Annotated in this window: 21 protein-coding genes and 1 pseudogene; 8 read left to right on the top strand and 14 right to left on the bottom strand. The window is 62.8% G+C overall.

The window, feature by feature from the left end; translation table 11 throughout:
• The 3 genes from ABIE40_RS19760 to ABIE40_RS19750 form a co-directional block, all read right to left on the bottom strand.
• The gene (locus tag ABIE40_RS19760; protein WP_199625424.1) at window positions 1-1,914 is read right to left on the bottom strand and encodes an ABC transporter substrate-binding protein; all 1,914 of its coding nucleotides are present in this window, start codon (window positions 1,912-1,914) and stop codon (window positions 1-3) included.
• A complete protein-coding gene (locus ABIE40_RS19755) occupies window positions 1,908-3,803 on the bottom strand; it encodes an ABC transporter ATP-binding protein (protein WP_199625423.1) in 1,896 nt (631 codons plus the stop codon). The genes ABIE40_RS19760 and ABIE40_RS19755 overlap by 7 nt, the downstream gene beginning before the upstream one ends.
• 145 nt (window positions 3,804-3,948) lie before the next feature.
• Window positions 3,949-5,292, bottom strand: coding sequence for an adenylate/guanylate cyclase domain-containing protein (locus ABIE40_RS19750; protein ID WP_199625422.1), 1,344 nt, complete (start codon window positions 5,290-5,292; stop codon window positions 3,949-3,951).
• Between the two features lie 442 nt (window positions 5,293-5,734).
• On the opposite strand from ABIE40_RS19750, the gene ABIE40_RS19745 reads away from it, so the two are divergent.
• On the top strand, window positions 5,735-7,075 hold the full coding sequence (locus tag ABIE40_RS19745) for a nucleotide sugar dehydrogenase (protein ID WP_199625421.1): 1,341 nt from the start codon (window positions 5,735-5,737) through the stop codon (window positions 7,073-7,075).
• Here ABIE40_RS19745 and ABIE40_RS19740 read toward each other — a convergent pair.
• Complete coding sequence (locus ABIE40_RS19740; protein WP_199625420.1) at window positions 7,065-8,237, bottom strand: DUF3095 domain-containing protein; 1,173 nt, start codon at window positions 8,235-8,237, stop codon at window positions 7,065-7,067. The two genes, ABIE40_RS19745 and ABIE40_RS19740, sit on opposite strands and share 11 nt — an antisense overlap.
• Before the next feature lie 126 nt (window positions 8,238-8,363).
• On the opposite strand from ABIE40_RS19740, the gene ABIE40_RS19735 reads away from it, so the two are divergent.
• A complete protein-coding gene (locus tag ABIE40_RS19735; protein WP_199625419.1) occupies window positions 8,364-8,843 on the top strand; it encodes a class I SAM-dependent methyltransferase in 480 nt (159 codons plus the stop codon).
• On the opposite strand, the gene ABIE40_RS19730 is transcribed toward ABIE40_RS19735, so the two are convergent.
• Complete coding sequence (locus tag ABIE40_RS19730) at window positions 8,844-9,308, bottom strand: Rrf2 family transcriptional regulator (protein ID WP_199625418.1); 465 nt, start codon at window positions 9,306-9,308, stop codon at window positions 8,844-8,846. It abuts the gene before it with no gap.
• Window positions 9,309-9,436: 128 nt separating this feature from the next.
• Between ABIE40_RS19730 and ABIE40_RS19725 the strand changes: the two genes are divergently transcribed.
• Window positions 9,437-10,342: an NAD(P)/FAD-dependent oxidoreductase gene (locus tag ABIE40_RS19725; RefSeq protein ID WP_199625417.1), complete on the top strand. Its 906-nt coding sequence runs from the start codon at window positions 9,437-9,439 to the stop codon at window positions 10,340-10,342.
• Here the strand turns inward: ABIE40_RS19725 and ABIE40_RS19720 are convergent.
• Together ABIE40_RS19720 and ABIE40_RS19715 are read right to left on the bottom strand one after the other, a co-directional pair.
• Window positions 10,339-11,217, bottom strand: coding sequence for an FkbM family methyltransferase (locus ABIE40_RS19720; protein WP_199625416.1), 879 nt, complete (start codon window positions 11,215-11,217; stop codon window positions 10,339-10,341). The two genes, ABIE40_RS19725 and ABIE40_RS19720, sit on opposite strands and share 4 nt — an antisense overlap.
• The gene (locus tag ABIE40_RS19715; RefSeq protein ID WP_199625415.1) at window positions 11,217-12,932 is read right to left on the bottom strand and encodes an adenylate/guanylate cyclase domain-containing protein; all 1,716 of its coding nucleotides are present in this window, start codon (window positions 12,930-12,932) and stop codon (window positions 11,217-11,219) included. Before ABIE40_RS19715 ends, ABIE40_RS19720 begins: the two co-directional genes overlap by 1 nt.
• A 193-nt stretch (window positions 12,933-13,125) precedes the next feature.
• Between ABIE40_RS19715 and ABIE40_RS19710 the strand changes: the two genes are divergently transcribed.
• Window positions 13,126-14,211, top strand: a complete 1,086-nt coding sequence (locus ABIE40_RS19710; RefSeq protein WP_199625414.1) for a glycosyltransferase family 4 protein — start codon at window positions 13,126-13,128, stop codon at window positions 14,209-14,211.
• Entirely contained in the window at window positions 14,211-14,963 is a 753-nt protein-coding gene (locus ABIE40_RS19705; protein WP_199625413.1) for a polysaccharide deacetylase family protein, read from the top strand. Before ABIE40_RS19710 ends, ABIE40_RS19705 begins: the two co-directional genes overlap by 1 nt.
• Here the strand turns inward: ABIE40_RS19705 and ABIE40_RS19700 are convergent.
• The gene (locus ABIE40_RS19700) at window positions 14,960-15,790 is read right to left on the bottom strand and encodes an MBL fold metallo-hydrolase (RefSeq protein WP_112712309.1); all 831 of its coding nucleotides are present in this window, start codon (window positions 15,788-15,790) and stop codon (window positions 14,960-14,962) included. The genes ABIE40_RS19705 and ABIE40_RS19700 overlap by 4 nt on opposite strands.
• A gap of 392 nt (window positions 15,791-16,182) precedes the next feature.
• Between ABIE40_RS19700 and ABIE40_RS19695 the strand changes: the two genes are divergently transcribed.
• Genes ABIE40_RS19695 through ABIE40_RS19685 form a run of 3 tightly spaced genes read left to right on the top strand, consistent with a single transcriptional unit; the run spans window position 16,183 to window position 19,937 of the window.
• On the top strand, window positions 16,183-17,292 hold the full coding sequence (locus ABIE40_RS19695; protein WP_199625412.1) for an ABC transporter ATP-binding protein: 1,110 nt from the start codon (window positions 16,183-16,185) through the stop codon (window positions 17,290-17,292).
• Window positions 17,285-18,244 (top strand): ABC transporter substrate-binding protein, encoded by a 960-nt coding sequence (locus tag ABIE40_RS19690; RefSeq protein WP_112712305.1) that lies wholly within the window; start codon window positions 17,285-17,287, stop codon window positions 18,242-18,244. The genes ABIE40_RS19695 and ABIE40_RS19690 overlap by 8 nt, the downstream gene beginning before the upstream one ends.
• Window positions 18,245-18,257: 13 nt before the next feature.
• Complete coding sequence (locus ABIE40_RS19685; protein WP_199625411.1) at window positions 18,258-19,937, top strand: ABC transporter permease; 1,680 nt, start codon at window positions 18,258-18,260, stop codon at window positions 19,935-19,937.
• Here ABIE40_RS19685 and ABIE40_RS19680 read toward each other — a convergent pair.
• From ABIE40_RS19680 to ABIE40_RS19655, 6 genes and pseudogenes are all read right to left on the bottom strand, one after another.
• On the bottom strand, window positions 19,934-20,701 hold the full coding sequence (locus ABIE40_RS19680; RefSeq protein WP_199625410.1) for an SDR family oxidoreductase: 768 nt from the start codon (window positions 20,699-20,701) through the stop codon (window positions 19,934-19,936). The two genes, ABIE40_RS19685 and ABIE40_RS19680, sit on opposite strands and share 4 nt — an antisense overlap.
• A gap of 46 nt (window positions 20,702-20,747) precedes the next feature.
• Window positions 20,748-21,464: an ABC transporter ATP-binding protein gene (locus tag ABIE40_RS19675; RefSeq protein ID WP_199625409.1), complete on the bottom strand. Its 717-nt coding sequence runs from the start codon at window positions 21,462-21,464 to the stop codon at window positions 20,748-20,750.
• Window positions 21,445-22,209 (bottom strand): ABC transporter ATP-binding protein, encoded by a 765-nt coding sequence (locus tag ABIE40_RS19670; protein ID WP_199625408.1) that lies wholly within the window; start codon window positions 22,207-22,209, stop codon window positions 21,445-21,447. The genes ABIE40_RS19675 and ABIE40_RS19670 overlap by 20 nt, the downstream gene beginning before the upstream one ends.
• A complete protein-coding gene (locus ABIE40_RS19665; protein ID WP_502944811.1) occupies window positions 22,206-23,222 on the bottom strand; it encodes a branched-chain amino acid ABC transporter permease in 1,017 nt (338 codons plus the stop codon). Before ABIE40_RS19665 ends, ABIE40_RS19670 begins: the two co-directional genes overlap by 4 nt.
• 1 nt (window position 23,223) lies before the next feature.
• Entirely contained in the window at window positions 23,224-24,087 is an 864-nt protein-coding gene (locus ABIE40_RS19660; protein ID WP_112712651.1) for a branched-chain amino acid ABC transporter permease, read from the bottom strand.
• 195 nt (window positions 24,088-24,282) lie between these two features.
• Window positions 24,283-25,454, bottom strand: a pseudogene (locus tag ABIE40_RS19655) (ABC transporter substrate-binding protein).
• Window positions 25,455-25,561 lie beyond the last annotated feature (107 nt).

Here is a 25,561-nt window from a genome sequence, read left to right as displayed (position 1 = left end):
TCACGTCTCCTTCAGCCAGAATGCATCGGGCATGTAGATGCCGAGGAAGGAGGTTGGGTCGAAGCCGTAGAGCGCGCGCTCCGGCACGTTCTGCATCTTCTTGGAGATCAGGATCGGCTGCAGCGCGCCGTTGATCAGGCCGATCGAATAGACCTGCTGGGTATAGAGTGCCAGCATCTTGTGCCAGATCGCTTCGCGTTCCTTGAAGTCGGCAGTCGCGCCCCATTGGTTGAGGAGATCGACGAGATCGGCGACTTCAGGAATGTCGGGCGCTTTGCCTTCCTGTCCGGCGGAGAGATAGTACATGCCCCAGATCGGCCATTGCAGCTGGTCGTCGGCGGTCGGCGCCAGCTGGGTCGGGGCCATGTCGGCGGTTGGCACGCCGTTTTCGATACCGAACCAGATCGCCATCATGATCGAGCCGCTCATGGCGCGGTTGCGGAAGATGTCGCGCTGCGAGGTGCGGGTATAGAGCGCAATGCCGATGGTGCGGAAGTGATCGCGCACCAGCTCCAGCACGTCGGTATCAAGCGTGCTTTCGCCGGGTGTTTCCACGGTGATCTCGGCGCGCCGGCCGTCCGGCAGCAGGCGGATATCCTCGTCGTCGCGATTGGCAAGACCCAGCTCGTCGAGCAGCTTGTTGGCCTGATCCACGTCGTGCTGGATATAGGCGTCGGCATATTCCTGCTTGAAGAGCGGGCTGTCCGGCAAAACGGTATCTGCGCTCGGTGTGCCAAGCCCGTAGAAGGCGACCATATTGATCTCGTGGCGATCGATTGCCATCGACAGCGCACGGCGGAAACGGACATCGCGGAAGAGATTGCGCCAGACATCGTCGGCACAGTTGAGATTGGGCAGCAGCGCAAGGCGGGAGCCGCGCGCCTGCTTCCAGAGATTGACCTTCACCGGGAAACGCTGCTCGGCTTCCTTCAGGAAGGTATAGTCGTTGAAGTCGATACCGGTCGCCTGCAGGTCGGATTCGCCGGCACCCGCCTTGGCGGCGATGATCGACGACGAGCTGACGTTCAGGATGAAGCGGTCGATATAGGGCAGCTGCACGCCGTTTTCGTCGACGCGGTGGAAGAAGGCGTTGCGGTCGAAGATGAACTGGTCTGCCGGCGGCTTGGTCATCACCTTCCAGGGATCAAGCGTCGGCAGATCCGGATTTTCAGGGCGCGAGGCGCGCGACATCTTGATGTGCAGGTCGGCCCACTTCTTGACCCGGTTTTCCTTCATCAGCGCCGAGAGGCGGAAGTCGTCCTGATACTTCTTGTGGAACTGCTTCAGGTAGTGCGCCGGTCCGAAAATGACGAGCGGCAGCGGTCCGGCGAGTGCCGGCAGGAAGGTCGGGTTCGGCTTTTCCCAGGTGTAGCGGACGATGAGCTCGTCGAGCACCTCGAACTTCGGCAGGTCGCCATGCGGGCGCAGCTCAAGCGCGCCGCCGCCCGGCGTCGCTTCCTTGTTGAGGATGATGTCTTCCCACCAGTAGCGGAAGTCATCGACCGTAAACGGCTTGCCATCCGACCACTTGTGGCCCTCGCGCAGGTGGAAGGTGAAGATGCGGTCTTCTTCGCTCGTGTAGCCGCCCAGGATATCTGGCTGGAACTGCAGATGCTTGTCGTAGCCGATCAGCCGCGAATAGCCATAGACGGTCATGTAGCGGACGTCGCGCGGGCCGCCGATGATCGTGCGTACATTGCCGCCATAGGTGCCGGGCGTCAGCCCTGCTTCCTTCATGTTGACGATGCGCGGATGCTTCGGCAGGCGCTGCGGCATCGGCGGAATGGCGTCGGCGCGCAGCAGGTCGCGCAGGAATTCCGGCTCGATGTCGCGATCATCGGAGGCGGCGCGAACGAGGCCCGGCGCAACCGTCGCGCCGATCATGCCGCCGAGGAAAGTGCGCCGCGTTACCATGCCCGCAACTCCTTGACATCGGCGCCCTTGCGGGCGCGCACGAAATGCCCGTCGCCGAGATCGGCATAGGCAAGCTCGGAAGCGTCGTCATGCTCGGCGGTGAAGGTCAGCCCCCAGTTCTGCTTGTCGGCCGCGCCATTCTTGCGCAGCGCCTCGAAATCGAGCGGCCGGTCTAGATCGGGGAAGGGGACGGCCGCAAGCAGTGACTTCGTATAGGGATGCACGGGATCGCGCAGGATGATTTCGCGCGGCGCGATTTCGACGATGCGCCCTTTGCACATGACGGCGATGCGATCGGCCATGTAATCGACGACGGCCAGATTGTGCGAAATGAACAGGTAGGTCAGCCCGAGCTCTTTCTGCAGATCCTTCAGCAGGTTGAGGATCTGTGCCTGAACCGAGACGTCGAGCGCCGAGACCGGCTCGTCGAGAATGACGAGCTTGGGGCCGAGCGCGAGCGCGCGGGCGATGCCGATGCGCTGGCGCTGGCCGCCGGAGAAACTGTGCGGATAGCGGCTGAGATAGCGGCGATCGAGACCGATGGCGCCCATCAGCGCCTCGACCTTGCGCTTGCGCTCCTCGCTGTCGCCGCGGTCGTGGATTTCCAGCGGTTCGCTCAGGATGTTGCGCACCGTCATGCGCGGCGAGAGCGATGAGACCGGGTCCTGGAAGACCATCTGGATCTTGGTGCGCAGCTCCTGCAGCGCGTCGCCCTTGACCGAGAGGACGTCGATGACTTCCTTGCCGTCGTTGAAAACAACCGAACCGGTGTCAGGCGTGATCGCCCGCATCAGGATCTTGCTGACCGTCGTCTTGCCGCAGCCGGATTCGCCGACGAGGCCGAGGCACTCGCCGCGCTTGATATCGAAGCTCACGTCATCGACGGCGCGCAACACCGACCTTTCACCCTGGCCGAAAAGGCTGCGCTTGCGCGTCATATAGGTCTTGGAGAGATTGTTGACCGAAAGCAGCACCTGCGGGGCATCCGCTTCGACGGTCTTCTTCTTGCCGATCAGCGATTCCAGATTGACCGGAACATCGCGCAGCGCCTTCAGCCGCTCGCCGGGTTTCATGTCGAAATGCGGAACCGCCGCCATCAGCCCCTTCAGATAGGGATGCTGCGGGTTGCGGAAGATCTCCTTGACCGGACCCGCTTCCATGATCTCGCCGTGGTAGATGACGACGACTTCGTCGGCCATGTTGGCGACGACGCCGAGATCGTGAGTGATCAGCAGCATGGCCATGCCGAGCTTGTGCTGCAGGTCGCGCAGCAATTCGAGAATCTGCGCCTGGATGGTAACGTCGAGCGCCGTCGTCGGCTCGTCGGCGATCAGCAGCGCCGGCCGGCAGATCAGTGCCATGGCGATCATCGCGCGCTGCCGCATGCCGCCCGACAGCTCGAACGGATACATGTCGTAGGTGCGCTTAGGATTGGCAAAGCCGACGAGACCGAGCATTTCCTCGGTTTTCTCGCGCGCCAGCTTCTTGTCGGCGTCAGTATGGATCAGCAAGGACTCGCTGATCTGGTTGCCGACCGTATGGAGCGGCGAGAGCGAGGTCATCGGCTCCTGGAAGATCGTCGCCATGCGCTTGCCACGCAGGTCGCGCATCTCTTCGCTGTCGCGGCCATATTGCAGGATGTCGGTGGTCTTGCCGTCGAGCGGATCGGTGAACAGGATCTTGCCCGTCGCCTTGGCCGGCGTCGGCAAGATGCCCATGATCGATTGGCTGATAACGGATTTTCCTGAGCCGGATTCACCGACAAGCGCGGTGACTTTACCCGGAAGGATACGAAGCCCGGCGTTTCTTACGACACGCAGCTTGTCCCCGAAAACCGAGAATGACACGTCGAGATTCTCGATACGCAACAAGTCGGACGCGGACGCCATACCAATGATATTCCCCAGTCTTTTAGTCTGTTCCCGTTAAGGCACACTATCGTACCGCAGGCGGGGTGTCCAGTTTATGACAGGCTGGGGAAAACTGGCGCGTTCCTGCTGATTTTCAAGGATAATCCGATGTTTCAGGTTCGCCTTACTGAACGAACCTCTCAACCATCGGACGCTTCTCCTGCTTCTTCGCGTCGCGGTGAAGCAGGATGACCTGTTCGGCCTCGGACAGCCCGTTCTGGGCGACCTCCGGGAAGCTTGCGCCATCGGGCAGCGCCGGCGGCGTGATGCGTGGCTGCAGCACCGTGACCTTCTGGCGGATGCCACGCAGCTTCTCCTCGCCGAGCGTCGTCCACTCGCCGCCGCAGTAGCCGGCGAAGGCCTGGCTCGCGACAACTTCACGATTGTATTTCTTGGTCAGCGACTGCAGGCGCTGCACTTCGTTGACCGCGGAGCCGAAGGCCGAGAAGGTCAGCCGGTCCTTGAGGCCGACATTTCCGAACATGACATTGCCGATATGCAGGCCGATGCCGTAGCGGATGGGGTTCAGGCCCTTTTCCGCGCGCTCGCCGTTCAGTTCGGCGACGCGGGTCTGCGCCTGGTGGACGGCCGAGAGAGCGGCCTGCGTGGCGATCTTCGACGGGTCCTTGTGGCGGCCGCACGGATAGACGGCGAGGAAGCCATCGCCGAGGAAGCTCAGGATCTCGCCGCCATTGCGGTTGAACGGTGCCGCGATCGCGTCGAAAAATTCGTTCAGCGTATCGATATAGGCCTGACGGCCTTCCTTCTCTGCAAACATCGTCGACTGGCGCATGTCGCCCATGACGAGGGCGGCGCGGATCGTCTCGCCGTCGCCGCGGCGGATCTGGCCGTTCAGCACGCGCTTGCCGGCATCGCCGCCGAGATAGGTCGTCAGCATATTGTTGGCGAGCTTGCCGAGCACGGCCATCTTGGCAGCGACCGCCAGATGGTTCTGCATGCGCAGCAGCGCCTCGATCATGTCGTCGGAAAAGCCGGAATGCGAGTCCGTCGACCACGAGCCCATCATGCCCTGGACCGAACCGTCGCCGAAAGGCTGCACGAAGGCGAGGTAGTCGGTGATCTTCTCCTTGCGCAGGTCGTCGAAGATCGGGAATTCCGCCGGTCCTTCCTGGCTCATCCGGCGGCGGATGTGCTGCAGGTTGTTGTCCAGCAGGTAATAGTAGGGGCTCTGCAGAAAACGGTCCGGCTTGGCGCCGGCAGAATGCCGGTAGCCCTCGATCGTCACGCCGCTGGCGCGCCGCCAGGTGAAGCTCAGCGCGTCATAGAGCGGATGCAGCATCGAAAAGGTCAAGTGGACGCGGGCGATCGGCAGACCGGCAGCGGCAATGCGCTCGCAGAAACCGCGAACGATATTTTCCAGATCGTCCCCGGCCAGCGAAGAATTCGTCAGCCATTCAGCGACGCGGTCCAGAAGAATCGAGGACACGCTGGATTCGATCGTGCTCATCTTTGGTATTATCCTCATCAAGCACGTCCATTCCCGAAGCGACGAAAAACCTGCCTGCAGCACGGTCGCGCGCAGGGCGGGGGTCAAGATGGACGAGCGGTATTATTGTGTCAACGATCTGCCGAAGACCCGGCAAACCTACCTTTCAGAGCCCGAAAAGAGCGAGGACGGATGTCCTTTCTGGTGGTTCATTATCCTATTCAAATAGGCATATGATCGATCCGAAACAATGCTATCCGGATAATTTTCTGCCTTCGGTTTCGATGTCTGCGCCAAGCGAGTCATTTCGGCCACAGTCAGCGCCAGTAGCCGGGCGATTGAGGCGGCTATCGGGCAAAATCGATCACGATCGCTTCACCGATGCGTCAGCGCCAAGGCGGGTTTAAATCCTCGCGATCTTGCATTATCTCACGAGGACTTTCCTCTTTCGAAGAGACCCGTCTTGGCCAGCTCGCAGACTTCAATCGCCCTTTCCGCAAAGATCAAAGACCACACCGCCCGCGCCGGCATCATCGGCCTCGGCTATGTCGGCCTGCCGCTTGCCATGGCGATTGCCCGCAGCGGCTTCCCGGTCACCGGTTTCGACATCGATCCGAAGAAGATCGTCGCCCTCGATGCACGCAAATCCTATATCGACGCGGTCACCGACGAGGCGCTGAGTGCGGAGATTACCGCCGGCCGCTTTGGCGCGACGACCGACTTTGCCGGGCTGAAGCAGTGCGACGTCATCGTCATCTGCGTGCCGACGCCGTTGACCAAGCATCGCGATCCCGACCTCTCCTATGTCGAAGCGACTTCGCGGGCGATCGCCGAGCATCTGCGCCCCGGCCAGCTCGTCGTGCTGGAATCGACCACCTATCCCGGCACGACCGACGATGTCGTCAAGGTTATCCTGGAGAAGACCGGTCTGAAATCCGGCACCGATTTCTTCATCGGCTTCTCGCCGGAGCGCGAGGATCCGGGCAACCAGCATTACAACACGGCGACCATCCCGAAGGTCGTCGCTGGTGATGGTCCCGATGCGCTGGAGCTGATGACGGATTTCTACGGCGCGGCCGTCAAGACGGTTGTGCCTGTGTCGTCGAACGCCACGGCTGAAGCCGTGAAGCTCACCGAGAACATCTTCCGTTCGGTCAATATCGCCCTCGTCAACGAGTTGAAGACCGTCTACGCCGCGATGGGCATCGACGTCTGGGAAGTGATCGATGCCGCCAAGACCAAGCCCTTCGGCTACATGCCCTTCTATCCCGGCCCCGGTCTCGGGGGACACTGCATTCCGATCGATCCCTTTTATCTCACCTGGAAATCCCGCGAATACGAACTGCCGACGCGCTTCATCGAGCTTGCCGGTGAGATCAATTCGGCGATGCCGCGCTATGTCGTCGGCAAGCTTGCCGAAGCGCTCGATATCCGCGCCGGCAAGGCGCTGAGCCGCAGCAAGGTGCTGGTGCTCGGCCTCGCCTACAAGAAGAACGTCGCCGATATCCGCGAGAGCCCATCGCTGCGGCTGATCGAGATCATCGAGGAGCGCGGCGGCAAGGCCGATTACAGCGATCCCTTCGTTTCAGAAATTCCGCCGACCCGTGAATATCAGGCGCTCAAGGGCCGCAAGTCGGTCGAAATCAGCGCCGCTACGCTGGCAAATTACGATGCCGTCCTGATCGCCACCGATCACGATGCGGTCGATTACGCAGCGCTTTCAAAGCATGCACCGCTGATCGTCGATACCCGCAACGTCTTCACGCGTATCGGCCTCACCGGCGATCACATCATCAAGGCGTGACGCTGACCGCGCCGAGCTTCTTGCCGGTGAGCTTGCTGGCGGCGACGGCATAGCCGCCGCTGGCGCCATCGATGAAATGCATGTGGTCGCGTGACAGCGGCGTCGGCACGAAGCAGGTCATCAACGCCGATTCCTGCCGGTGCAGGCCGTAGCGGGCGATCCCGCTCCGCTGTGCGTCTTCGAGTAGTGCCTCGATGCGCTCGAGCCGCGCCCGGTCGACATCGATCGTCATCTTCAAGCCGTCGTCGAATTTGCGGAAATCGGAATTGCCAGCGACATCCCGCTTGTAGCGCCGGGCGTCGAAGGGGCCGAAGGGAATGCCGAGCCTGTAGAATAGCGTTGTCAGGGCAAGCTGCATGATGATCATGAGCTTCTGGCGCAGCCTGTGGCCGGGCGCGGTCGCCTTCGCCTCGCGGTCGATACCTTTCATCGAGAAGGAAAGCTTCGGTCCGTCGAACGGTACCGGATGGCCGCCACGGCCCTGTTCGGAGGAGATCGCCACGATCTTGGTGACCAGCGACTGGAATTCCGGGCCGGAGCCTGCAGCGCCCGGAACGGCGATGATCGAGACGATCTCGCCATTCTCGGCGGCAATTGGATTCCAGCGGCAGGAGAGGCCTTCAAGATCCGGGCGCGTGCCAGGCGGTGCAGGGTCGATGGTATACTTGCCGTCCTTCATCTGCCGCTCGGCCCAGCTGTTGCCGCCACCGGCAAACATCGCATAGGTCACGTAGGGGCTCGCCGAGTAGCGCGCCACGCGGACATCGAGGCCTTCCTGGCGGATATCGGCAACCGGAACGATGGCAGCGCGCAGCGTCAGATCGAGATCTTCCTTCACCCAGGCCTGAACGGCCGCAAGCGCTTGCCGGGCGGCGTCTTCCTGCGAGGCGGGAAGCGCAATCAGTGCGCCGTCGCCACCGAAGACGAAGGGGTAGTCGCCCTTTCCGACCGCGTTCAGAACGGCCGAGATGACCGAGGCGCCGGCCATGTTGACGTCCTTGTAGCGGCCGTCTTCGATCGCCTGCGTCGATCCCACGATATCGGCAAGGGCGAGAATCCAGTCCTCGGGGAGGGGGCGGTAATTGCCGGTATTGGCCACGCCTTCGAATTCCGCGAAGACGGGAACCGAGGCAAAGAACTGATCATTCGAAACGGCGCTCATGACCCCGACCTTATCACAGACAGTTGTTGCGGCGGCAACGCCATTTCCTCAGTTACGGCAATCGACTTCTGACAGTTTCGTGTGATAGCACCGGAAGATAAAAATGAATGACGGACAAGGACATAGATGAGCCGCCTCGACAGCTTCATCCGCCGCCTGACGGCTCAGCGCGATATCCTCAATTCCATCGTCGACCTGGTTGGCCCGCTTGAGGGACCGGTGATCGAATTCGGTCTCGGCAATGGCCGCACCTACGATCATCTGCGCGAAATCTTCGCAGGACGCCGCATCATCGCCTTCGACCGCGAGGTCCGTTCCTATTCGTCGTCGACGCCGCCCGCCGAAGATATGGTCACCGGCGACATCAAAGAGACCGGCCAGGCTTTCATCGGCATCGATGCGGCGCTCGCCCATGCCGATATCGGCACGGGTCACGACGAGATCGATGCGATCACCCTGACATGGCTGCCGCAGCTGATGGTCGGCGTGCTCCGCCAGGGCGGCATCGCCGTCTCCGGTCTGCCGCTCGACCGGCCGGAGCTCGAGCAACTGCCGCTTCCAGAAGGCATCAAGTCCGGCCGTTATTTCCTCTACCGCCGCAAGTAATCAGTCGTTACAGATCGCCGGCACAGGGCCGCTTGTGGAAAGCCGCGCATAGCGGCGTTCGAAATCGGCTGCGAGATCGCCGAGCGTTACGGATTTCAGCCGGGCGAGGATCAGCGCCTCGGCCTCGCGCAGCGCATCGCCGACGGCATCGTTGACCGCTTGCTCCACAAGACATTCCGGATGGTCGGAGGCGGGGCCGATCGCAAAAAGCTCAGGCTCGCCGATCGCCTGATAAACGTCGAGCAAGGCGATCTCGGCCAGCGGCTTGACCAGCGTCCACCCGCCGTGATGGCCCTTTTCCGAGCGCACATAGCCCTGATCTCTCAGCCCCGCCATCGTGCGGCGAACGACCACCGGGTTGGTGTTCAGCATCCTGGCGATCATCTCCGATGTCGCGGATTTCTGATGCCGCTCCATGTGGATCAGCACATGCAGCATGCGGGAGAGGCGGCTGTCGCTTCTCATCGTGGTTCCTCATATTCCTGTCGCCGATCTATCCCATGTCTATCGTAACAACACAAGTGACATGAGGCTTGACTGTGCCATTTCATGTAACTTATGTAGGTGCATGATCATCGATATGGAGTAAGGTCATGCACTATGAAGCGATCGTCATCGGCGGCAATTTTGCCGGTCTCTCGGCTGCCATGCAGCTCGCCCGCGCCCGCCGCAAAATTCTGCTGATCGACGCGCAGAAGCCGCGAAACCGGTTCTCGCAAGCTTCCCACGGTTTCCTGGGGCAGGACGGCGTAGCGCCGGCCGCGATCATGGCGGAGGGAAAGCGCCAGCTCGCCGCCTATCCGACGGTTGCCTTTGCCGATGGCGAAGCGATCTCGGCATCAAAGACCGGCGACAAGTTCTCGGTTGCCCTGAAAGATGGCCGCGAATTCACCGCGAGCCGCCTGATCCTCGCGACCGGCGTGAAGGACACGCTGCCCGAGATCCCCGGCCTGTCCGAACGATGGGGCCGCACCGCGCTGCATTGCCCGTACTGCCACGGCTACGAAGTGCGCGACCGCGCGCTCGGCATTCTCGGCAGTCATCCGTTCTCGGTGCATGCGGCGCTGCTTCTGCCCGATTGGGGACCGGCAACGTATTTCTCGCAAGGGCTCTTCGAGCCTGATGCCGACCAGCGCGCGCAGCTCGCCTCCCGCGCTGTCACCATCGAAAATACGCCGATCGCCGAATTTCTTGGGACAGCCCCGGAGCTAGAGGCCGTGCGTCTTCAGGATGGGCGCGTGCTGCCGCTTTCGGCAATCTTCGTCGCACCGAAGGTCTCGATGGCAAGCCCGCTCGCCGAGCAACTGGGCTGCGCTTTCGACGACGCCCCGCTCGGCCCGGTCATCCGCCTCGATGACCGCAAGGAGACGACGGTGAAGGGCGTCTATGCCGCGGGTGACGCCACGAACCCGATGCATAACGCGACGCTCGCGTCGGCCTCCGGTGTTCTTGCTGGGGTGCATTGCCACCAGTCGCTGGCGCTGCCGGTCCTGCACTAGGGCAGGAAGAGCACGTCGTACTGATCGATAGAGCCGGGCAGATCGCGGACCTTCATCTGCTGCTCGCCTTCCTCGAAAAAGACGAGGCAATCCTCGTAATGGGAGGCGAGCGTCATGATGAAGTCGCGGGTCTGCTCCGGGCCGTAGAAGAGCGGCGTGAACTCCATGTAGAGAGGCACGCGGCGGCCCATCAGCTCGGTCATCGACCGGCATGCGACGGGCTCATAGCCCTCGATGTCCATCCAGACGAGACCGACGGCGCTCTGGTCGAACCCGAGATCGCCGAGAATGGCGGCAACGGGCCTGACGGGTACGCTGATCCTGATGTCCGTCGGGCTTTGCCGGATGGCGCTGCTCTTGCCGTGATTGGCTGCATTCATGAAGAAATCGATCTCGCCAGACGCCTCGCCTGCGGCGCAATTGACCGCAGTGACCGTCGTCTCCAGCCGGTTTTGTTCGATATTGGTCTTCAATAGCGGGAAATTGCGCGGATCGGGTTCGACGCTGACGATGCGCGAATAGGCGCCGCTCAGCGCGAAATAGACGGTCTGCGTGCCGATATTGCCGCCGAGCTCCAGGAGCACGCTGTCCTTGCGCAACAGGCCGCGTTCGCGCAGCACGGCAAGCAGCCGGTCGACATTCTCACGCTCGAAATGGCCCTTTCGGAACACCTTGCGGCCGATATAGTCCGATGGCGAGAAGGTCATCCGGTGGTCACCGGCATCGACGGTCATCGTCAGAACGCGCGGCCCGATGTTCTCGATCAACAGGCGGCGGCCGAAGCGGGTATCGAAAAAGCGCGTCGCGGCCGCATTACGCAGCTTCCAGATCCGCTTCATCCAGTATTTCTTCGTCAGCAGCGGATTTGCGGCCATCAGGCTTTTCCTTGAAGCGGCTGCGCCGCCTTGTCCTTGGAGATCACGTAGACCTTGAGCGGCAGCGCCCGGCCGCGAACGCTGATCTCATGGCTCTCGATGCCTTCCATGTCGGCACCGGCGAGCTCCGCAACCGGTTCCGAAATGACGATCGCCGCATCGAATTCCTTGGCCGCATGTTCAAGGCGGCTTGCGACATTCACGGTGTCGCCGACGGCCGTCAGGCTGCGCACGCGCCCGTAGCCCATCGTACCGACGACGGCGGGGCCGGTGTGGATGCCGATCGCGATATGCAGCGGTATCGAAAGCTCGTGCGCCAGTTCCTCGCCGAGCTTCTCGATCTCTTCGGCGATCGTCGCGGCCGCGCGCAAGGCCTGGCGGCAGCCTTCTTCCGGCGAGGTGTTGATGCCGAACAGCGCCATTGCGCCGTCACCGATGAACTTGTCGACGCGTCCCCCCGCCTGTTCGACGGCCTTGCCGACCAGCGCGAAATAGCGGTTCAGCAGGAAGACGATGTCGAAGGGTAGGCGCGGTTCGGTCAGCGTCGTGAAGTTGCGCATATCGCAGAAGAGCACGGCGATGTCGCGTTCCCGCCCCGGGCTCGTTTCCTGCGTATTGGCGGGCAGGGCGGCTTCCGTCGCCGGGATCAGGAGCGGCACGACGGTGAGATCGTGGTTGGGGCGCAGCTGGCAGGCGAGGCGTACGTCGGGTGCGGCATTGATCCGCTTCAGCGTCGTCTGTTCCATCTTGTCGGGCGGCGGCAGGCTTTCGTAGTCGCTGAGGATCTGCACGCGGCAGGTGGAACATTGCCCCTTGCCGCCGCAGACCGAATAATGCGGCACACCGCCGAGGCGGCTTGCCTCCAGCACGGTGAAGCCGCGCGGCACCTTGATCGTTTCACCGGCGGGATAGTGGACCGCGATCTGATCGGTGGCTTCCTTCCACCGGCGGCGGCTGCGGGCAAGCACGACAGTCAGGAGAGCCAGCGAAAATCCGCCGTAGAGACCGGCGCGGATCATGGCGATCTGGCGCTGCGCGTCCGGATCCGAATAGTAACGGCTGTTCAGATTTTCCTGGTAGCGGCCGGTATCGACGAGGCCTTCATAGTCGGGCTCGGCGATCGTCCGGCCCATCTCGACGAAGCCGAGCAATGCCAGCACCGGCAACAGGATCGCCAGCGCCAGCAGCAGCGGCGAGAAGGCCTGATACCAGGGGCGGTAGCGCAGCCAGTAATGCAGGCCGATACAGCCGTGCGTCCAGACGATCACCACCGCGAAAGCCTGACGGACGCCGTTACCCGGCGAGGTGATCCACAGCAGCCGGACGATCGTCTCGTAATTGTCGACGTAATTATAGAGTTCGTGGACGACGCGCGTGCCGATCACGTGATCCATGATGATCAGCGGGATGGCGAGACCAAGCGCGATCTGCGCCAGCTCACCCTTCGGCATCACAAGGCTGCGCCGGATATAGAGCGAGCGCAGCGCCAGAGCCATGTGGATGAAGATCGCGGTATAGAGCACCACCGTGCCGACGGGATTGCGCCAGGGAATCATGAACAGGCGGCGGGCGTCGTCAGCGGCGTTGACCGAAATCAGCCCGACCGCGTGATTGGAGAGGTGCAGCGTCACGAAAACAAACATCACGAGACCGGCGCCGAGGCGCGCGCGCCGGATGTTCCGTTCCGTAAAAAAGCCTGTGTCTGCGACCGCCATTCATTCCCGTTCTTGAAGATCGAATCTCTTATGAAATAGAGATGTTCGAAGAGAAGCGGAATGCCGCCTTCTTCAACTGCGATCACATTCTATATGTTCACCGGTAACTCTTAAGGAAGCAGACCATAGCGCAGAATTTCGCCGCCGGCCGGACCGGGAATTGGAAACGGTGCGTCTCCGGAGGCATCCACTGATGCGCATTGCATTCTACGCTCCGCTGAAGTCCCCGGATCATCCGGTACCATCGGGGGATCGGCTGATGGCGCGGCTCCTGATGCAGGCGCTCGAGCTTGCCGGTCACGAGGTCGAGCTCGTCTCCTCGTTCAGAAATTTCGCGGCTTCGCCGGAGGCGGCTGCAGCGCTCGAAGGGGGACGTCAGGCCGAACTCTTGCGGCTGAGACAGAAATTCGCGGCGGGCAGCAGGCCCGATCTCTGGTTCTGCTATCACCCCTATTACAAGTCGCCCGATCCGTTCGGCCCGGCACTCGCCGCCGAGTTCGGCTTCGCCTATGTCACGGCCGAAACCTCCTATTCGCCGAAGCGCGATCATGGCCCCTGGCAGCCATATCAGGCGCTCGTCGCCGAGAGCATCCAGACGGCCGCGGTCAATATCGCAATGACGGAGCGCGACCGGCTGGGTGTTGTGAGCGCAATCCCCGAAGCACGCACCGCTTCGCTTGCGCCGTTCATCGATCCGAAATTTTTTGCGGCCCCGCCTGCCGGAGAGAATCCGAAGCGGCTGATCGCGGTCGCGATGATGCGCCCCGGCGACAAGATGCAGAGCTATGAGCGGCTTGCCGCCGCACTCGGCGAGATAGAGTCCGCGGACTGGACGCTGTCGATCGTCGGCGACGGACCGGAGAGGGCGGCTGTCGAAGCTCTGTTTGCCCGCTTCGAGCCTGGACGGATCGAATGGCAAGGTGAGCGCAGTGCCGAAGAGGTGGCGGCGTTGCTCGGCCAATCCGGCATCTATGTCTGGCCGGGATGCGGTGAGGCCTATGGTCTTGCCTATCTCGAGGCGCAGGCCGCAGGCCTCCCCGCCGTCGCGGAAAACACGGCCGGTGTTCCGGCAGTGATCGAAAACGGCCGCAGCGGCGTATTGACAGCTGAGGGCGATATCGCCGCTTATGGTCAGGCCATCCGCGATCTCCTGGAGCAGCCGGAGAGACGGCGGACGATGGGAAAGGCGGCGCGCCGCTTCGTGCTGGAAGAGCGCTCGATCGCGATAGCGGCCAAGGCGCTCGACGGCATATTGAAACAACATGCAGGAGTGAAGTGATGAGCGGCAACGAAGCCTGGGAACCTCTTCACAACGAGTTGGCGCGCTGGCAGGAGGCCGGACGCACCGCGGTTTTCTGGTGGCGCGATGACGACGCCTTCGAGCCGACCGTCGCGCTCGATACGCTGCTCGATCTCGCCAATCGCTACGAGGTGCCGGTGACGCTCGCCGTCGTTCCGGCGAAGGCCGGTCAGCCTCTTGCTCGCCGTCTTGCGGGCGAACGCCATGCCGCCGTTGCCGTCCATGGCTGGGCGCATCACAATCATGCCAGCGAGAGCGAAAAGAAGCAGGAACTTGGGCACCACCGGCTGGCCGAGGCCGTGCTCGGCGAGCTCTACCACGGCTTCCTGCACCTGAAGCAGCTGCACGAGGCGTCCTTCGTGCCGATGCTGGTGCCGCCATGGAACCGCATCGACCCGCTGTTGATCCCCAAGCTCTCTGCGCTCGGCTTCGAAAACCTCTCGACCTATGGCCCAGCCGCCGAGGAGGAGCCGATCGGTATTCTCAATACCCATGTCGACATCATCGACTGGCACGGCACCCGTGGCGGCCGGCCGGATGAGGAGCTGATCGCGGAATTGGTGGCGGAGCTGCAGAGCCGCTTCGAGAGCAGCGACGAGCCGATCGGGCTGCTGACCCATCACCTCGACCATGATGTTCAGGCCTGGGGCTTCTGCGAACGCCTGTTCAAGGCAACGGCAGGCAATAAGGCCGTCGCCTGGAAGCCGGCGGCGGCGCTTATGAAAGCTTAGATTTCGACGACCTGATTGTCGCGGGCGGCAAAGGAGCCGGGGAATACGGCCTGCGCGTCGAGCTCCATCTGGGCGAGCTGCGTGTCGGTGCGCGAGGGCGCATGGTGGAAGAGCGCGAAACGCTTGGTGCCCGCCATCTTCGCCAGCTCGGTGCCGTGCTGCCAGGTGGAATGGCCGAAGCCCTTGAAGCGCTGCATCTCGTCTTCGTTATAGGTGCAGTCATAGACCGCCAGATCGGCGCCCTTCATCATCTCCAGCGATACGGGATCGTAGGAGCCAGGGATGTGTTCGACGTCGAAGACAAGCGCCAGCGACCGCCCGCCATACTCGATGCGGTAGCCGATCGCGCCGCCCGGATGGTTCAGCATGTAGGTCTTGATCCTGACGCCTTCGCGCGGCTTCAGGATTTCGCCGGCATGGAAGTCGCGGAAATTCATCGTCGCCTGGCAGATATCCGTCTTCACGGGGAACCACGGCGGGCTGATGAACTGGTTGACCATCTCCTTGGTGCTCATCTTTCCGTCCAGATGACCCGACCAGATATTCAGGTGGATCGACGGATAGTAGATGGCCTTGAAGAAGGGCAGGCCGATGATGTGGTCGTAATGGCAGTGGCTGAAAAACAGATCGACGTCGCTGACGCTCTCATTGAGCATCGCGAGACCGGCTTCGCGCAGGCCGGAGCCCGCGTCGAAAATCATACGGTGGGCGCCGCAGCGGACTTCGATACAGGAGGTGTTGCCCCCGTAGTGATCGAATTCGGGTCCCGAAACCGGGATGCTGCCCCGTACGCCCCAAAACTTTACCTGAAACAGTTCTTTGCTCATTCTTTCGTCAAGCGGACCGTGCCGAGGCTGCAATCGTAACCACAATCTGATCGGGTTGCGAAGTGCGCAGTTCTACGGACAAGCCGTTTCCTTACCAATCCGCCTACCGCTACAGGCAGAACAAGTAGATTTTCCTAAGCAAGCGGTTTTCGCCTTGGATTGCAACTGCATATGGTTTGTTTTCCGTAAACGGAAGCGGCTGGGCCATCAAACGGCGGAGAATGCATCCGTTTCTCTCGACATTAGATGGGTTCTAATGTCGCAAATTGCAAACTCGGTTGTCAGCCGGGATGTAAAGGCAATGTCACAAAACTGAAATCCAATTGTCGCAAAGCTGTCATGTGGCCTGCCTAAATGTCGCCTTACTTTTTGCAGCGACATCGGTCCATCCCATGAGTGCCCCCGAAAATTCACCGATTTCCGCCGTTTCCGCGGCCGGGCTCGAATTGAGCTATGGGGATACCCGCATCCTCAAGGGCATCGACTTCATTCTCGACCGCGGGCAGACGCTGGCGCTTCTCGGCCCTTCCGGCTGCGGCAAGACCACGTTGCTGCGGCTTGTTGCCGGTCTGCTGGTGCCGACCAAGGGCTTTGTCGCCATTGCTGGGCAGACGGTTGCGGCTCAGAATGTGTTCGTTCCGCCGGAGCGCCGCGGCCTCGGCATGGTTTTCCAGGACTATGCGCTCTGGCCGCATCTGACGGTTGGCGGCAACGTTTCCTTCCCGCTTGAAATGCGCGGCGTCGGCAAGGCCGAGCGCCAGGAACGCACGATGCGGGCGCTCGACAAGGTCGGGCTTGCCGCCTTTGCCGACCGGCGCCCTAGCGATCTCTCCGGCGGCCAGCAGCAGCGCGTCGCAATCGCCCGCGCCATTGTTGCCGAGCCGCAGCTGATCCTCTTCGACGAGCCGCTTTCGAACCTCGATCGCGAGCTGCGCGAAAACATGGTCGGCGAGCTCGCTGATCTGATTGCGACATTAGGCCTGACGGCGATCTACGTGACCCACGATCACAGCGAAGCGCTGACGCTTGCCGATCACGTTGCGGTGATGCGCGGCGGCCTGATCGAGCAGCTTGCATCGCCCGACATGCTGATCGAGCGCCCGGCGACGCCCGAGGTTGCCGACTTTTTGCGGCTTGGCTGTCTCGCTGGGATCGAGCGCCGCGGCGCGATCTGGTTCTTCAAAGGCAGCGACGTGGCGCTGATGCCGGCGGGAGACGGCTCGGCGCGGTCTGCCCGCATCCTGATCCCGACCGCCGGCATTTCGGCGGGCGAGGATACGCCGGAGCGGCTGAGCGCCGAAGTGCTGCGCTCGCAGTTCCGCGGCGACGGTCATCTGGCGACGGTTGCGCTTGCCGGTCTGCCCTCCGTCGAGCTGCAGGTGCTGAGCCGCCTGAAGCTGCGCCCCGGCGAGCGCATCGGCCTTGTCGTCGATGCAGCACAGATCCGCTGGTTTCAAGAGACTGCCGATAATTCAAAACAGGAGAGACTGGAAAATGTTTAAGTCTTTGAAGAGCATCACTTTTGGCGTTGTTGCCGCCGCCCTGATGGCCGGCGTCGCCCACGCTGACGTTACCGTTTACACCGCTGGTCCGCAGAGCCTGATCGACAAGCTGTCGGCTGGCTTCACCAAGCAGACCGGCGTCAAGGTCAATGTTTTCCAGGCAACGACCGGCAAGGTCATGGCCCGTATCGAAGCCGAAGCCGCCAATCCGGTTGTCGACGTCGTCATCTCGGCTTCCTGGGATACGGCAAACGATTTCGCCAAGCGCGGCTGGCTCGTCAATTATTCCAGCCCGAACGCTGCCAAGGTTCCCGACTTCCTGAAGTCCGAAGGCGCCGTCGCGCAGGGCATCTCGGCTCTCGGCATCGTCTGGAACTCCAAGAGCGGCACGCCGAAGCCTTCCGAATGGGCTGACCTGACGAAGCCGGAATACAAGGACCTCGTCAACATTCCGGATCCGGCCCAGTCCGGCTCCTCCTTCGAGCTGACGGCGGCTCTCGCCGGCCAGGACAGCTGGAAGCTCTTCAAGGATCTGAAGGCCAACGGCGCGATCATCGCCGGTGCCAATGCCGACGCCCTGAACCCGGTTCTGCAGGGTGCGAAGGCCGTCGTCTTCGGCGCTGTCGACTACATCGCTCTCGCCGCCCAGAAGAAGGGCGAGAACATCGAAGTCGTGTTCCCGGCATCCGGCACCGTCATCGCGCCGCGCCCGGCCATGATCATGAACTGGTCCAAGAACCAGGACGACGCCAAGAAGTTCATCGACTACATGCTGTCCGATGAAGGCCAGGCTCTCGTTGCCGGCGAAATGCTGATGCCGTCGCGCACCGACGTTGCCGCCAGCCGTCCGCTGATCAGCGACCTGAAGCTGCTGAAGTACGATTCGGCTGCCGTCTACGGCAAGCGCAAGGAAACGCTGAAGACCTTCGCCGATCTCTACGGCGCCAAGTAAGCAGGGCAGGCAGATGAAAGCGAACGGCATCGGCGGCACGGCTCCGGCCGCCTGGCTGGCAACAGCGGGTCTCATCCTCGTCGTTGCCGTTCCCTTCGCCGCCGTGGTGCTGCAGGGCATCTTCCCCGAACTCGGACAGGGCTCGTTTGCGAGCCCTTTCTCCTCGCTTTATGCGACGCTTGCCGACAGCTCGCTGATCCGCATGGGCGGCAATACTATCTTGCTCGGGGCCTGCGTCGTTCTCGCCTCCGCGCTCGTCGCCGTGCCGCTCGGCGTCTTCCGCGCGCTCTACCGCATCCCCTTCGCGACTTTCTGGGATGTGGTGCTGCTCGTGCCCTTCATGATCCCGCCCTATATCGCGACGCTCGGCTGGATCATGACGCTGCAGCCGCGCGGCTATCTCGAGCAGCTCGCCGGCTTCAACCTGGCGCCGTACCTCTTCTCGCTGTTCGGCATGACCGTCGTCATGGCCTTCAACACCTTTCCTGTCGTCTATTTTGCCGTGTCGCGCACCGTCGAGGCCGTCGGCGCCCGCTATGCCGATGTCGGCCGTGTCTTTGGCGCGAGCCCGGCGCGTGCCTTCTGGCGCATAACGCTGCCGCTTTCGGCGCCCGGCCTCACCGCAAGCCTCATGCTGGTTTTCGCCGCCGCGATCGAGGAATATGGCACGCCGGCAGCGCTCGGCCGCCGCGCCGGCTTCCAGGTGCTGGTGACCGGTATCGACCTTCGCGTCACCGACTGGCCGATCGATCTTCCGGGGGCGGCGATCCTGTCGCTGGTGCTGGTCGGCATGTCGCTCGCCACCTTCCTGCTGCAGCGCTGGATCCTGGCGCGCCGCTCCTATCAGACCGTCAGCGGCAAGCCGATGGCGAAGGACAAGCGCCCGCTCGGCGCGATGAAAGTCCCCGTCATGATCGGCTTTACCGTCGTCGCCTTCCTGGCAACAGGCGTCCCGCTGCTGGCGATCCTGGCGACGGCGCTGGCACGGACGATTTCCGGCGGTCTGGCCCTCGACAATGTCAGCCTCGACAATTTCATCGCAGTCTTCAGCAATAGCGCAGGCGCGGTAACGGCGCTGATCAACAGCTTCTCGCTCGGCATCGGCACCGCGGTCATCACCGGCCTCGTCGGCGTCACCGCCGCCTATACGGTCGTGAAGACGAAGATGCATGGGCGCATGGCAATCGACATCATGACTATCCTGCCGAATGCGCTTCCGGGCATCGTCGTCGCGGTCGGCCTCATCCTCGCCTGGAACATGCCGGGCCTGCCGTTCACACCCTACAACACCGCCTTCATCCTGCTGCTCGCCTATTGCTGCATCCTGCTGCCGCAGCCGGTGCGCTACACGACGGCGGCCTTCCAGCAGATCGGCGATAATCTGGAAGCGGCCGCGCGCGTCTGCGGCGCCAGCGGCGTCACGGCTTTCCGCCGCATCCTCCTGCCGCTGGTCTTCCCGAGCCTTGCGTCTTCTATGCTGCTGGTCTTCGCGCTCGCTTCGCGTGAGCTCGTGGCCTCCGTCGTCGTCGCCCCTGTCGGCATGCAGACGATCGCTACCTTCATCTGGCGTCAGTTCGAGCAGGGTTCGATCGGTCTCGGCATGGCCATGGCCTTCATCGCCATCTGCATCACGACGCTCTTGCCGCTGATCCTTATGCGGCTGATGCGGCGCGGAAATATCGTCGCCGATTAAAGGCTGGTGGTAATCCCGCCGTCGACCATCAGCATGTGGCCGTTGACGAAGGACGAGGCCTCGGAGGCCAGGAACACGGCCGCGCCGACCAGTTCTTCGACATTGCCCCAGCGCCCAGCCGGCGTGCGGCCTTCCAGCCAGGCGGAAAACTTGGGGTCATCGACCAGCGCCTGGTTCAGCGGCGTCTTGAAATAGCCGGGCGCAATCGCGTTAACCTGCAGTCCGTGCTTCGCCCAATCCGTCGCCATGCCGCGCGTCAGGTTCTTCACTGCGCCCTTGGTCGCCGTATAGGGCGCGATGCTCGGGCGGGCGAGCTCGGCCTGGACCGAGGCGATATTGATGATCTTCCCGCGCCCGCGGCCGATCATCGCCTTGGCGACCGGCTGGCTGACATAGAAGATGCTGGAGACATTGGTCTTGAACAGCTCGTCCCACTTCTCGACCGGGAAGTCCTCGAGCGGCGTGCGGAACTGCATCCCGGCATTGTTGACGAGGATATCGATCGGACCGATCTCGGCTTCGATATAGGCGATGCCGCTCAACGCAGCCTTCGCATCGGTTACGTCAAAGGCCGCGCTCAGCGCATGATGGCCCTTGGCCCGGATCGTCTCCGCCGCTTCCGAAGCCTTGGCGGCATTGCGCCCATTGATGACGACGGAGGCGCCATGTTCGGCAAGGCCAAGCGCCAGCGCATAGCCGATCCCCTGGCTGGAGCCGGTGATCAGCGCGCGTTTTCCGGTAAGGTCGAATAGCGGGAAGGACAAGCGAAGCACTCCTCTTTGATGGCGCGATCAAAGAGGAGAAGGGAGCTCAATGCAAGCCGCCGACGCCGAGCAGCCGTTCGACAGCGTCGTGATCCGCCGAGAGCGCTTCCGGCGTGCCGCTCCAGGCGAGACGGCCGCGTTCGAGGATGATCACCTGGTCGGCGAAATCGAGGGCGCTCTGGATGCGCTGTTCGACGAGCAGGATCGTCATGTCGCCGGTCTTTGCGAGTTCGGCGAAGGCCGCCATCAGCTCTTCGCAGATGACAGGGGCTAGGCCCTCAAGCGGCTCGTCGAGCAGGAGCACGGAGGGGCGGCCAAGAATGCTGCGGGCGGTCGACAGCATCTGCTGTTCGCCGCCGGAAAGCTGGTTGCCGAGATTGCGGCGGCGCTCCTTCAGGCGCGGGAACATCTGGTAGGCTTCCTCGATCGCGGTCTTCGGGCGGCCCTTCAGGCCGACGAAGAGGTTTTCCTCGACCGTCAGCGTCGGGAAGATGCAGCGCGCCTGCGGTACGTAGCCGAGGCCCTGATGGGCGCGGGCGGCACTCGGCATCGTGGTGACGTCGGCGGAGCCGAGCCGGATCTGGCCGTCGTAACGCTTCGTCTGTCCGGCAAGCGTTGCGAGCAGTGTCGTTTTGCCCATACCGTTGCGGCCGAGCACGGCGAGGCGGGCTCCGGCCGGAACGGAGAAGGAGACGCCTTCGAGAACGCGCGTCGGCCCGTAACCGGCCGACAGGTTTTCTACCTCAAGCGGCGTGGCTGGCATTGGCATAGCTCCCGAGATAGGCCTCGCGCACGCAGGCATCCTTGGTGACGTCGGCGGGCGAACCGTCGAAGATGATGGCGCCGGCGGCGAGCACGATGACGCGCTTGGCGAAGCGGAAGACGAGATCCATGTCGTGCTCGATCATCAGCACGGCGAGATCGGCGGGCAGATCGGCGAGCGCCTGCTCGATGCGGCCGGTATCGCTCTGCGGCACGCCGGCGGCGGGTTCGTCGAGCAGCAGCACTTTCGGCTTCAGCGCCATGGCGACGGCGATCTCGAGGAGGCGCTGCTGGCCGTAGGCGATCTCGCTCACCTTGCGATGCATGAGAGCACTGAGGCCGAGCGTATCGAGGAGACTGGTGGCCTCGGCCATGACATCGGGCATCGACAGGAAGTTGCCGAACATGCGCCCCGAGCGGCCGTTGCGCTGCAGGACGGCGAGCGCGACGTGCTCCGCCGGCGTCATGTCCTGGAAGAGGCGTGTGACCTGGAAGGAGCGCACCAGCCCGCGCTTCACGCGGCCCGCGGCTTCGATCTTGGTTACCGTCTCGCCGCCGAGGCGGACTTCGCCGGAATCGGGGGCCAGATTGCCGGTGACGAGATTGACGAAGGTGGTCTTGCCCGCACCGTTCGGGCCGATCAGCGCGACGCGGTCGCCCGGCGCCATCGAGATCGACACATTGCTGGTAACGGCGAGGCCGCCGAAGGACTTCTTGAGATTGACGACTTCGAATACGGCGCTCATTCGCCTGCCTCCTTGCGGCGCGCGAAGAAGGCTGCGGCCGTGCCATAGAGACCCTTCGGTGCGAAGAGCACGACGGCGATCAACAGCGCGCCGACCATCGTCAGCCAGTGGAACGGATTGGCGGCCGAGACATAGTCTTCGAACAGCATAAAGATGACGGTGCCCGAGAGCGCGCCGAACAGCGAGCCGGTGCCGCCGAGAACCAGCATCACGAGGCTCTCAGCCGAGAGCGTGAAGGAGAGGCTGTCGAGGCCGACGACCTGCGTCGAGATCGCCGTCAGTGCGCCGCCGATGCCGGCGACGGCACCCGAGATGACGTAGAGCTTCATCAGCGCTGCCTTCGGGGATGCGCCCATCGCCTTGATGCGCAGCGGGTCTTCCTTGATGCCGCGGCAGAGCATGCCGAAGGGCGAGCGCACCAGCAGGCGCAGCAGCACGAAGACGGCGAGAAGCAGGATGACGCCGAAGAAATAGGCGGTGTGGCCGTATAGGTCGAATTCGAAATAGCCGAAGATCGGGTCGGCCGAGATGCCGGAAAGGCCGTCGCTGCCGCCGGTCCAGGACGATGCCTTGTTGGCGAATTCGTGGAACAGGTTGATCAGCGCGATCGACAGCACCAACTGCGGCAGCCCGTGAGCGCGCAGGATGATCGCGCCGCAGATGAGACCGGCCAACGCGCCGCCGATGATGCCGGCAAGCGTCATCAGCAGCGGATCGGTGATGCCGTAATGCGCCGAGACGATGCCGGCCGCATAGGCGCCGGAGCCGAACAGCGCCGCATGGCCGAGTGTGGCGATGCCGCCGTAGCCGGTGACGAGATCGAGCGAGAGCACCAGGAGTGCGATGGCGATGATGCGGGTCAGCAGCGCCAGGTTATCGGGGAAGAGCACGTAGCCGATCGCCGCGAGGATGATGATCGCGCCGATGCCTGCGAGGTCGCGCCCGGCGGAGCGGTGGCGGCGCGCGGAGGCTACGGCTGTTGTTGTCGTGTCGGTGTTCATGGCGAGCGTCATCCTATTTCGCCCTTCCGGCAAAGCCGCGCGGGAAGATGCAGATGATGGCGATAACCGCGAGATAGAAGAAGAACTCACCGAACTCGGGCATCAGGTAGCGGCCGGTCGTATCGATGCCGCCGAGCACCAGACAGGCAATCAGCGCACCGGGAATGGACCCTGCGCCGCCGACGGAGACGACGACCAGAAAGGTCACCATGTAGCGCAGCGCATAATAGGGCTCAACAGGCAGCAGCTCGGCGCCGACGACGCCACCAAAGGCGGCGAGGCCGACGGCAACCGCGAAGCTGAGCGCATAGATGATCTCGGTACGCACGCCGAGTGCTGCGGCCATGGCGGCATTATCGACAGAGGCGCGCAGCTTCACGCCGAAGCTCGTCCGCTCGATGGTGAACCAGAGGGCGACGGCGACCGCGAGTCCGCAGGCAATCGCGAAAAGGCGGTGAACGGGAATGGTGCGGAAGCCGAGATTGGCGGAACCCTGCAATCCCTCGGCCAGCGGAATGGTCTTCAGCGTTGGACCCATCACATAGTTGGCGATGCCGATGATGCAGAAGGTGATGCCGATGGTCATCAGCACCTGAGTCAGTTCCGGTGCACCATAGATGCGGCGGTAGAGGAAGCGCTCCATCGGGATGGCGATGATGATCGTGCCGACGACGGCGGCGATGACGCCGATACCGTAACCGAGGCCGAGATCACGCACCGCGTAGGAAGCGATATAGCCGCCGATCATGGCGAATGCGCCGTGCGCGAGGTTGACGACCCGCATCAGGCCCATGGTCACCGAAAGGCCGATCGAGATGACGAACAGCACCATGCCATAGGCGAGCGCATCGACGGCTATGCTGAAGACAGTTTGCATGGGCTTGGTGTGGTCCTTTTGTTGGCTGGCGGCGATCAAATCGGCGGGGTGCTCGTGGCCCCCTCATCCGCCTGCCGGCACCTTCTCCCCGAGGGGAGAAGGGATTTCCGAGCTGGCCGCCCGGTCCCCCTCTCCCCAGCGGGGAGAGGGTAGGGTGAGGGGGCTACTGGCGCAATGGCCTGCTAGCCGCGTTCCTTACTTCACAGCAGCAAGGCCCGGATCGCCCTGCTTTTCGAAGGTCTGGATTTCCTTGTTGATGAACTTGCCGTCGGCATCCTTGGCGACTTCGCGCAGGTAGATGTTCTGCGTGATGTGGCGGCTTCCGGGTCGATGGAGACAGGGCCGCGCGGGCTCGTCCAGGCGAGACCCTTGACGGCTTCGACAGCCTTGGCTGCGTCCTGCTTGCCACCGGTTGCCTCGATCATCTTGTAGATGACATGCATGCCGTCATAGGCGCCGACAGCCGGGAAAGTCAGTTCGGCCGGGTTGCCGATCGCCTTGTCGGCGGCTGCCACGAAAGCCTTGTTCTCGGGCGAGTCGTGCGAGACGGCGTAGTGGAAGGTGGTCAGCATGCCGAGCGCGGCATCGCCAAGCGCCGGAAGGTCGGATTCCTGCGTCAGGTCGCCGGGGGCGAAGAGCTGGATGTTGGCGCCCTTCAGGCCGTTTTCGTTATAAGCCTTGACGAAGCCGAGCGTGGTCGGGCCTGACGGCAGGAAGGCGAAGACGCCGGTTGCGCCCGAATCCTTGATGCGCTGCATGATCGGGCTGAAGTCGTTGGTGGCGAGCGGCATGCGGATCGCTTCCACGACTTCGCCGCCTGCCTTCTCGAAGCCTGCCTTGAAGGCGTTCTCGGCATCGACACCGGGGCCGTAGTCGCTGACGACGGAGATGACCTTCTTGACGCCCTTGTCGAAGGCGACCTGCGCCATCGGCGTCGAGGTCTGCCATGTGGTGAAGGAGGTGCGCACCACGAGCGGGCTCTTGGTGACGATCGCCGATGTCGCGGCGTTCATGATCACCAGCGGCGTATTCGCCTGCTTCAGAATCGGGGTGACGGCCATCGCATCAGGGGTGAAGTAGAAGCCGGCCAGATACTGGACCTTTTCCTTGACGACGAGCTCCTGCGCGAGGGCCTTGGACTGAGCAGGGTCGGCCGCCGGGAGGTCACGATAGATGACCTCGACCGTGTGGTCGCCGACCTTGGCGCCGTTGGTCGCCATATAGGCGTCGATCCCGGCCTTGAAATTCTTGCCCTGCAGGGCGAACGGACCGGAAAACGGTCCGACGACACCGACCTTGATCGTGTCGGCATAGGCACTCGTGCCCATGACGATGGCCGCAGCGGCGGCCAAAAGCAGCTTCTTCATTCTTCTCTCTCCCTTTGTCGGCGTACTCCAGCGCCGTATTAGCTCGCAGCTAGAACTTTTCACGCTAGTGTGTCATGCGAAACGGTAATGTAAAATGAAATAAATGC

The organism is Rhizobium sp. OAE497, from assembly GCF_040546565.1.
GTDB lineage: Bacteria > Pseudomonadota > Alphaproteobacteria > Rhizobiales > Rhizobiaceae > Rhizobium.
Note: the sequence above shows the minus strand (reverse complement) of the source record. Positions and strands in the feature narration are given on the sequence as shown.

Bases quoted from the DNA above. Each gene is read 5' to 3' on its own strand.
- ABIE40_RS19760 (WP_199625424.1), bottom strand. From the start codon at position 1,914: ATGGTAACGCGGCGCACTTTCCTCGGCGGCATGATCGGCGCGACGGTT.
- ABIE40_RS19755 (WP_199625423.1), bottom strand. From the start codon at position 3,803: ATGGCGTCCGCGTCCGACTTGTTGCGTATCGAGAATCTCGACGTGTCA.
- ABIE40_RS19750 (WP_199625422.1), bottom strand. From the start codon at position 5,292: ATGAGCACGATCGAATCCAGCGTGTCCTCGATTCTTCTGGACCGCGTC.
- ABIE40_RS19740 (WP_199625420.1), bottom strand. From the start codon at position 8,237: ATGAGCGCCGTTTCGAATGATCAGTTCTTTGCCTCGGTTCCCGTCTTC.
- ABIE40_RS19735 (WP_199625419.1), top strand. From the start codon at position 8,364: ATGAGCCGCCTCGACAGCTTCATCCGCCGCCTGACGGCTCAGCGCGAT.
- ABIE40_RS19730 (WP_199625418.1), bottom strand. From the start codon at position 9,308: ATGAGAAGCGACAGCCGCCTCTCCCGCATGCTGCATGTGCTGATCCAC.
- ABIE40_RS19725 (WP_199625417.1), top strand. From the start codon at position 9,437: ATGCACTATGAAGCGATCGTCATCGGCGGCAATTTTGCCGGTCTCTCG.
- ABIE40_RS19720 (WP_199625416.1), bottom strand. From the start codon at position 11,217: ATGGCCGCAAATCCGCTGCTGACGAAGAAATACTGGATGAAGCGGATC.
- ABIE40_RS19715 (WP_199625415.1), bottom strand. From the start codon at position 12,932: ATGGCGGTCGCAGACACAGGCTTTTTTACGGAACGGAACATCCGGCGC.
- ABIE40_RS19710 (WP_199625414.1), top strand. From the start codon at position 13,126: ATGCGCATTGCATTCTACGCTCCGCTGAAGTCCCCGGATCATCCGGTA.
- ABIE40_RS19705 (WP_199625413.1), top strand. From the start codon at position 14,211: ATGAGCGGCAACGAAGCCTGGGAACCTCTTCACAACGAGTTGGCGCGC.
- ABIE40_RS19700 (WP_112712309.1), bottom strand. From the start codon at position 15,790: ATGAGCAAAGAACTGTTTCAGGTAAAGTTTTGGGGCGTACGGGGCAGC.
- ABIE40_RS19695 (WP_199625412.1), top strand. From the start codon at position 16,183: ATGAGTGCCCCCGAAAATTCACCGATTTCCGCCGTTTCCGCGGCCGGG.
- ABIE40_RS19690 (WP_112712305.1), top strand. From the start codon at position 17,285: ATGTTTAAGTCTTTGAAGAGCATCACTTTTGGCGTTGTTGCCGCCGCC.
- ABIE40_RS19685 (WP_199625411.1), top strand. From the start codon at position 18,258: ATGAAAGCGAACGGCATCGGCGGCACGGCTCCGGCCGCCTGGCTGGCA.
- ABIE40_RS19675 (WP_199625409.1), bottom strand. From the start codon at position 21,464: ATGCCAGCCACGCCGCTTGAGGTAGAAAACCTGTCGGCCGGTTACGGG.
- ABIE40_RS19670 (WP_199625408.1), bottom strand. From the start codon at position 22,209: ATGAGCGCCGTATTCGAAGTCGTCAATCTCAAGAAGTCCTTCGGCGGC.
- ABIE40_RS19665 (WP_502944811.1), bottom strand. From the start codon at position 23,222: ATGACGCTCGCCATGAACACCGACACGACAACAACAGCCGTAGCCTCC.
- ABIE40_RS19660 (WP_112712651.1), bottom strand. From the start codon at position 24,087: ATGCAAACTGTCTTCAGCATAGCCGTCGATGCGCTCGCCTATGGCATG.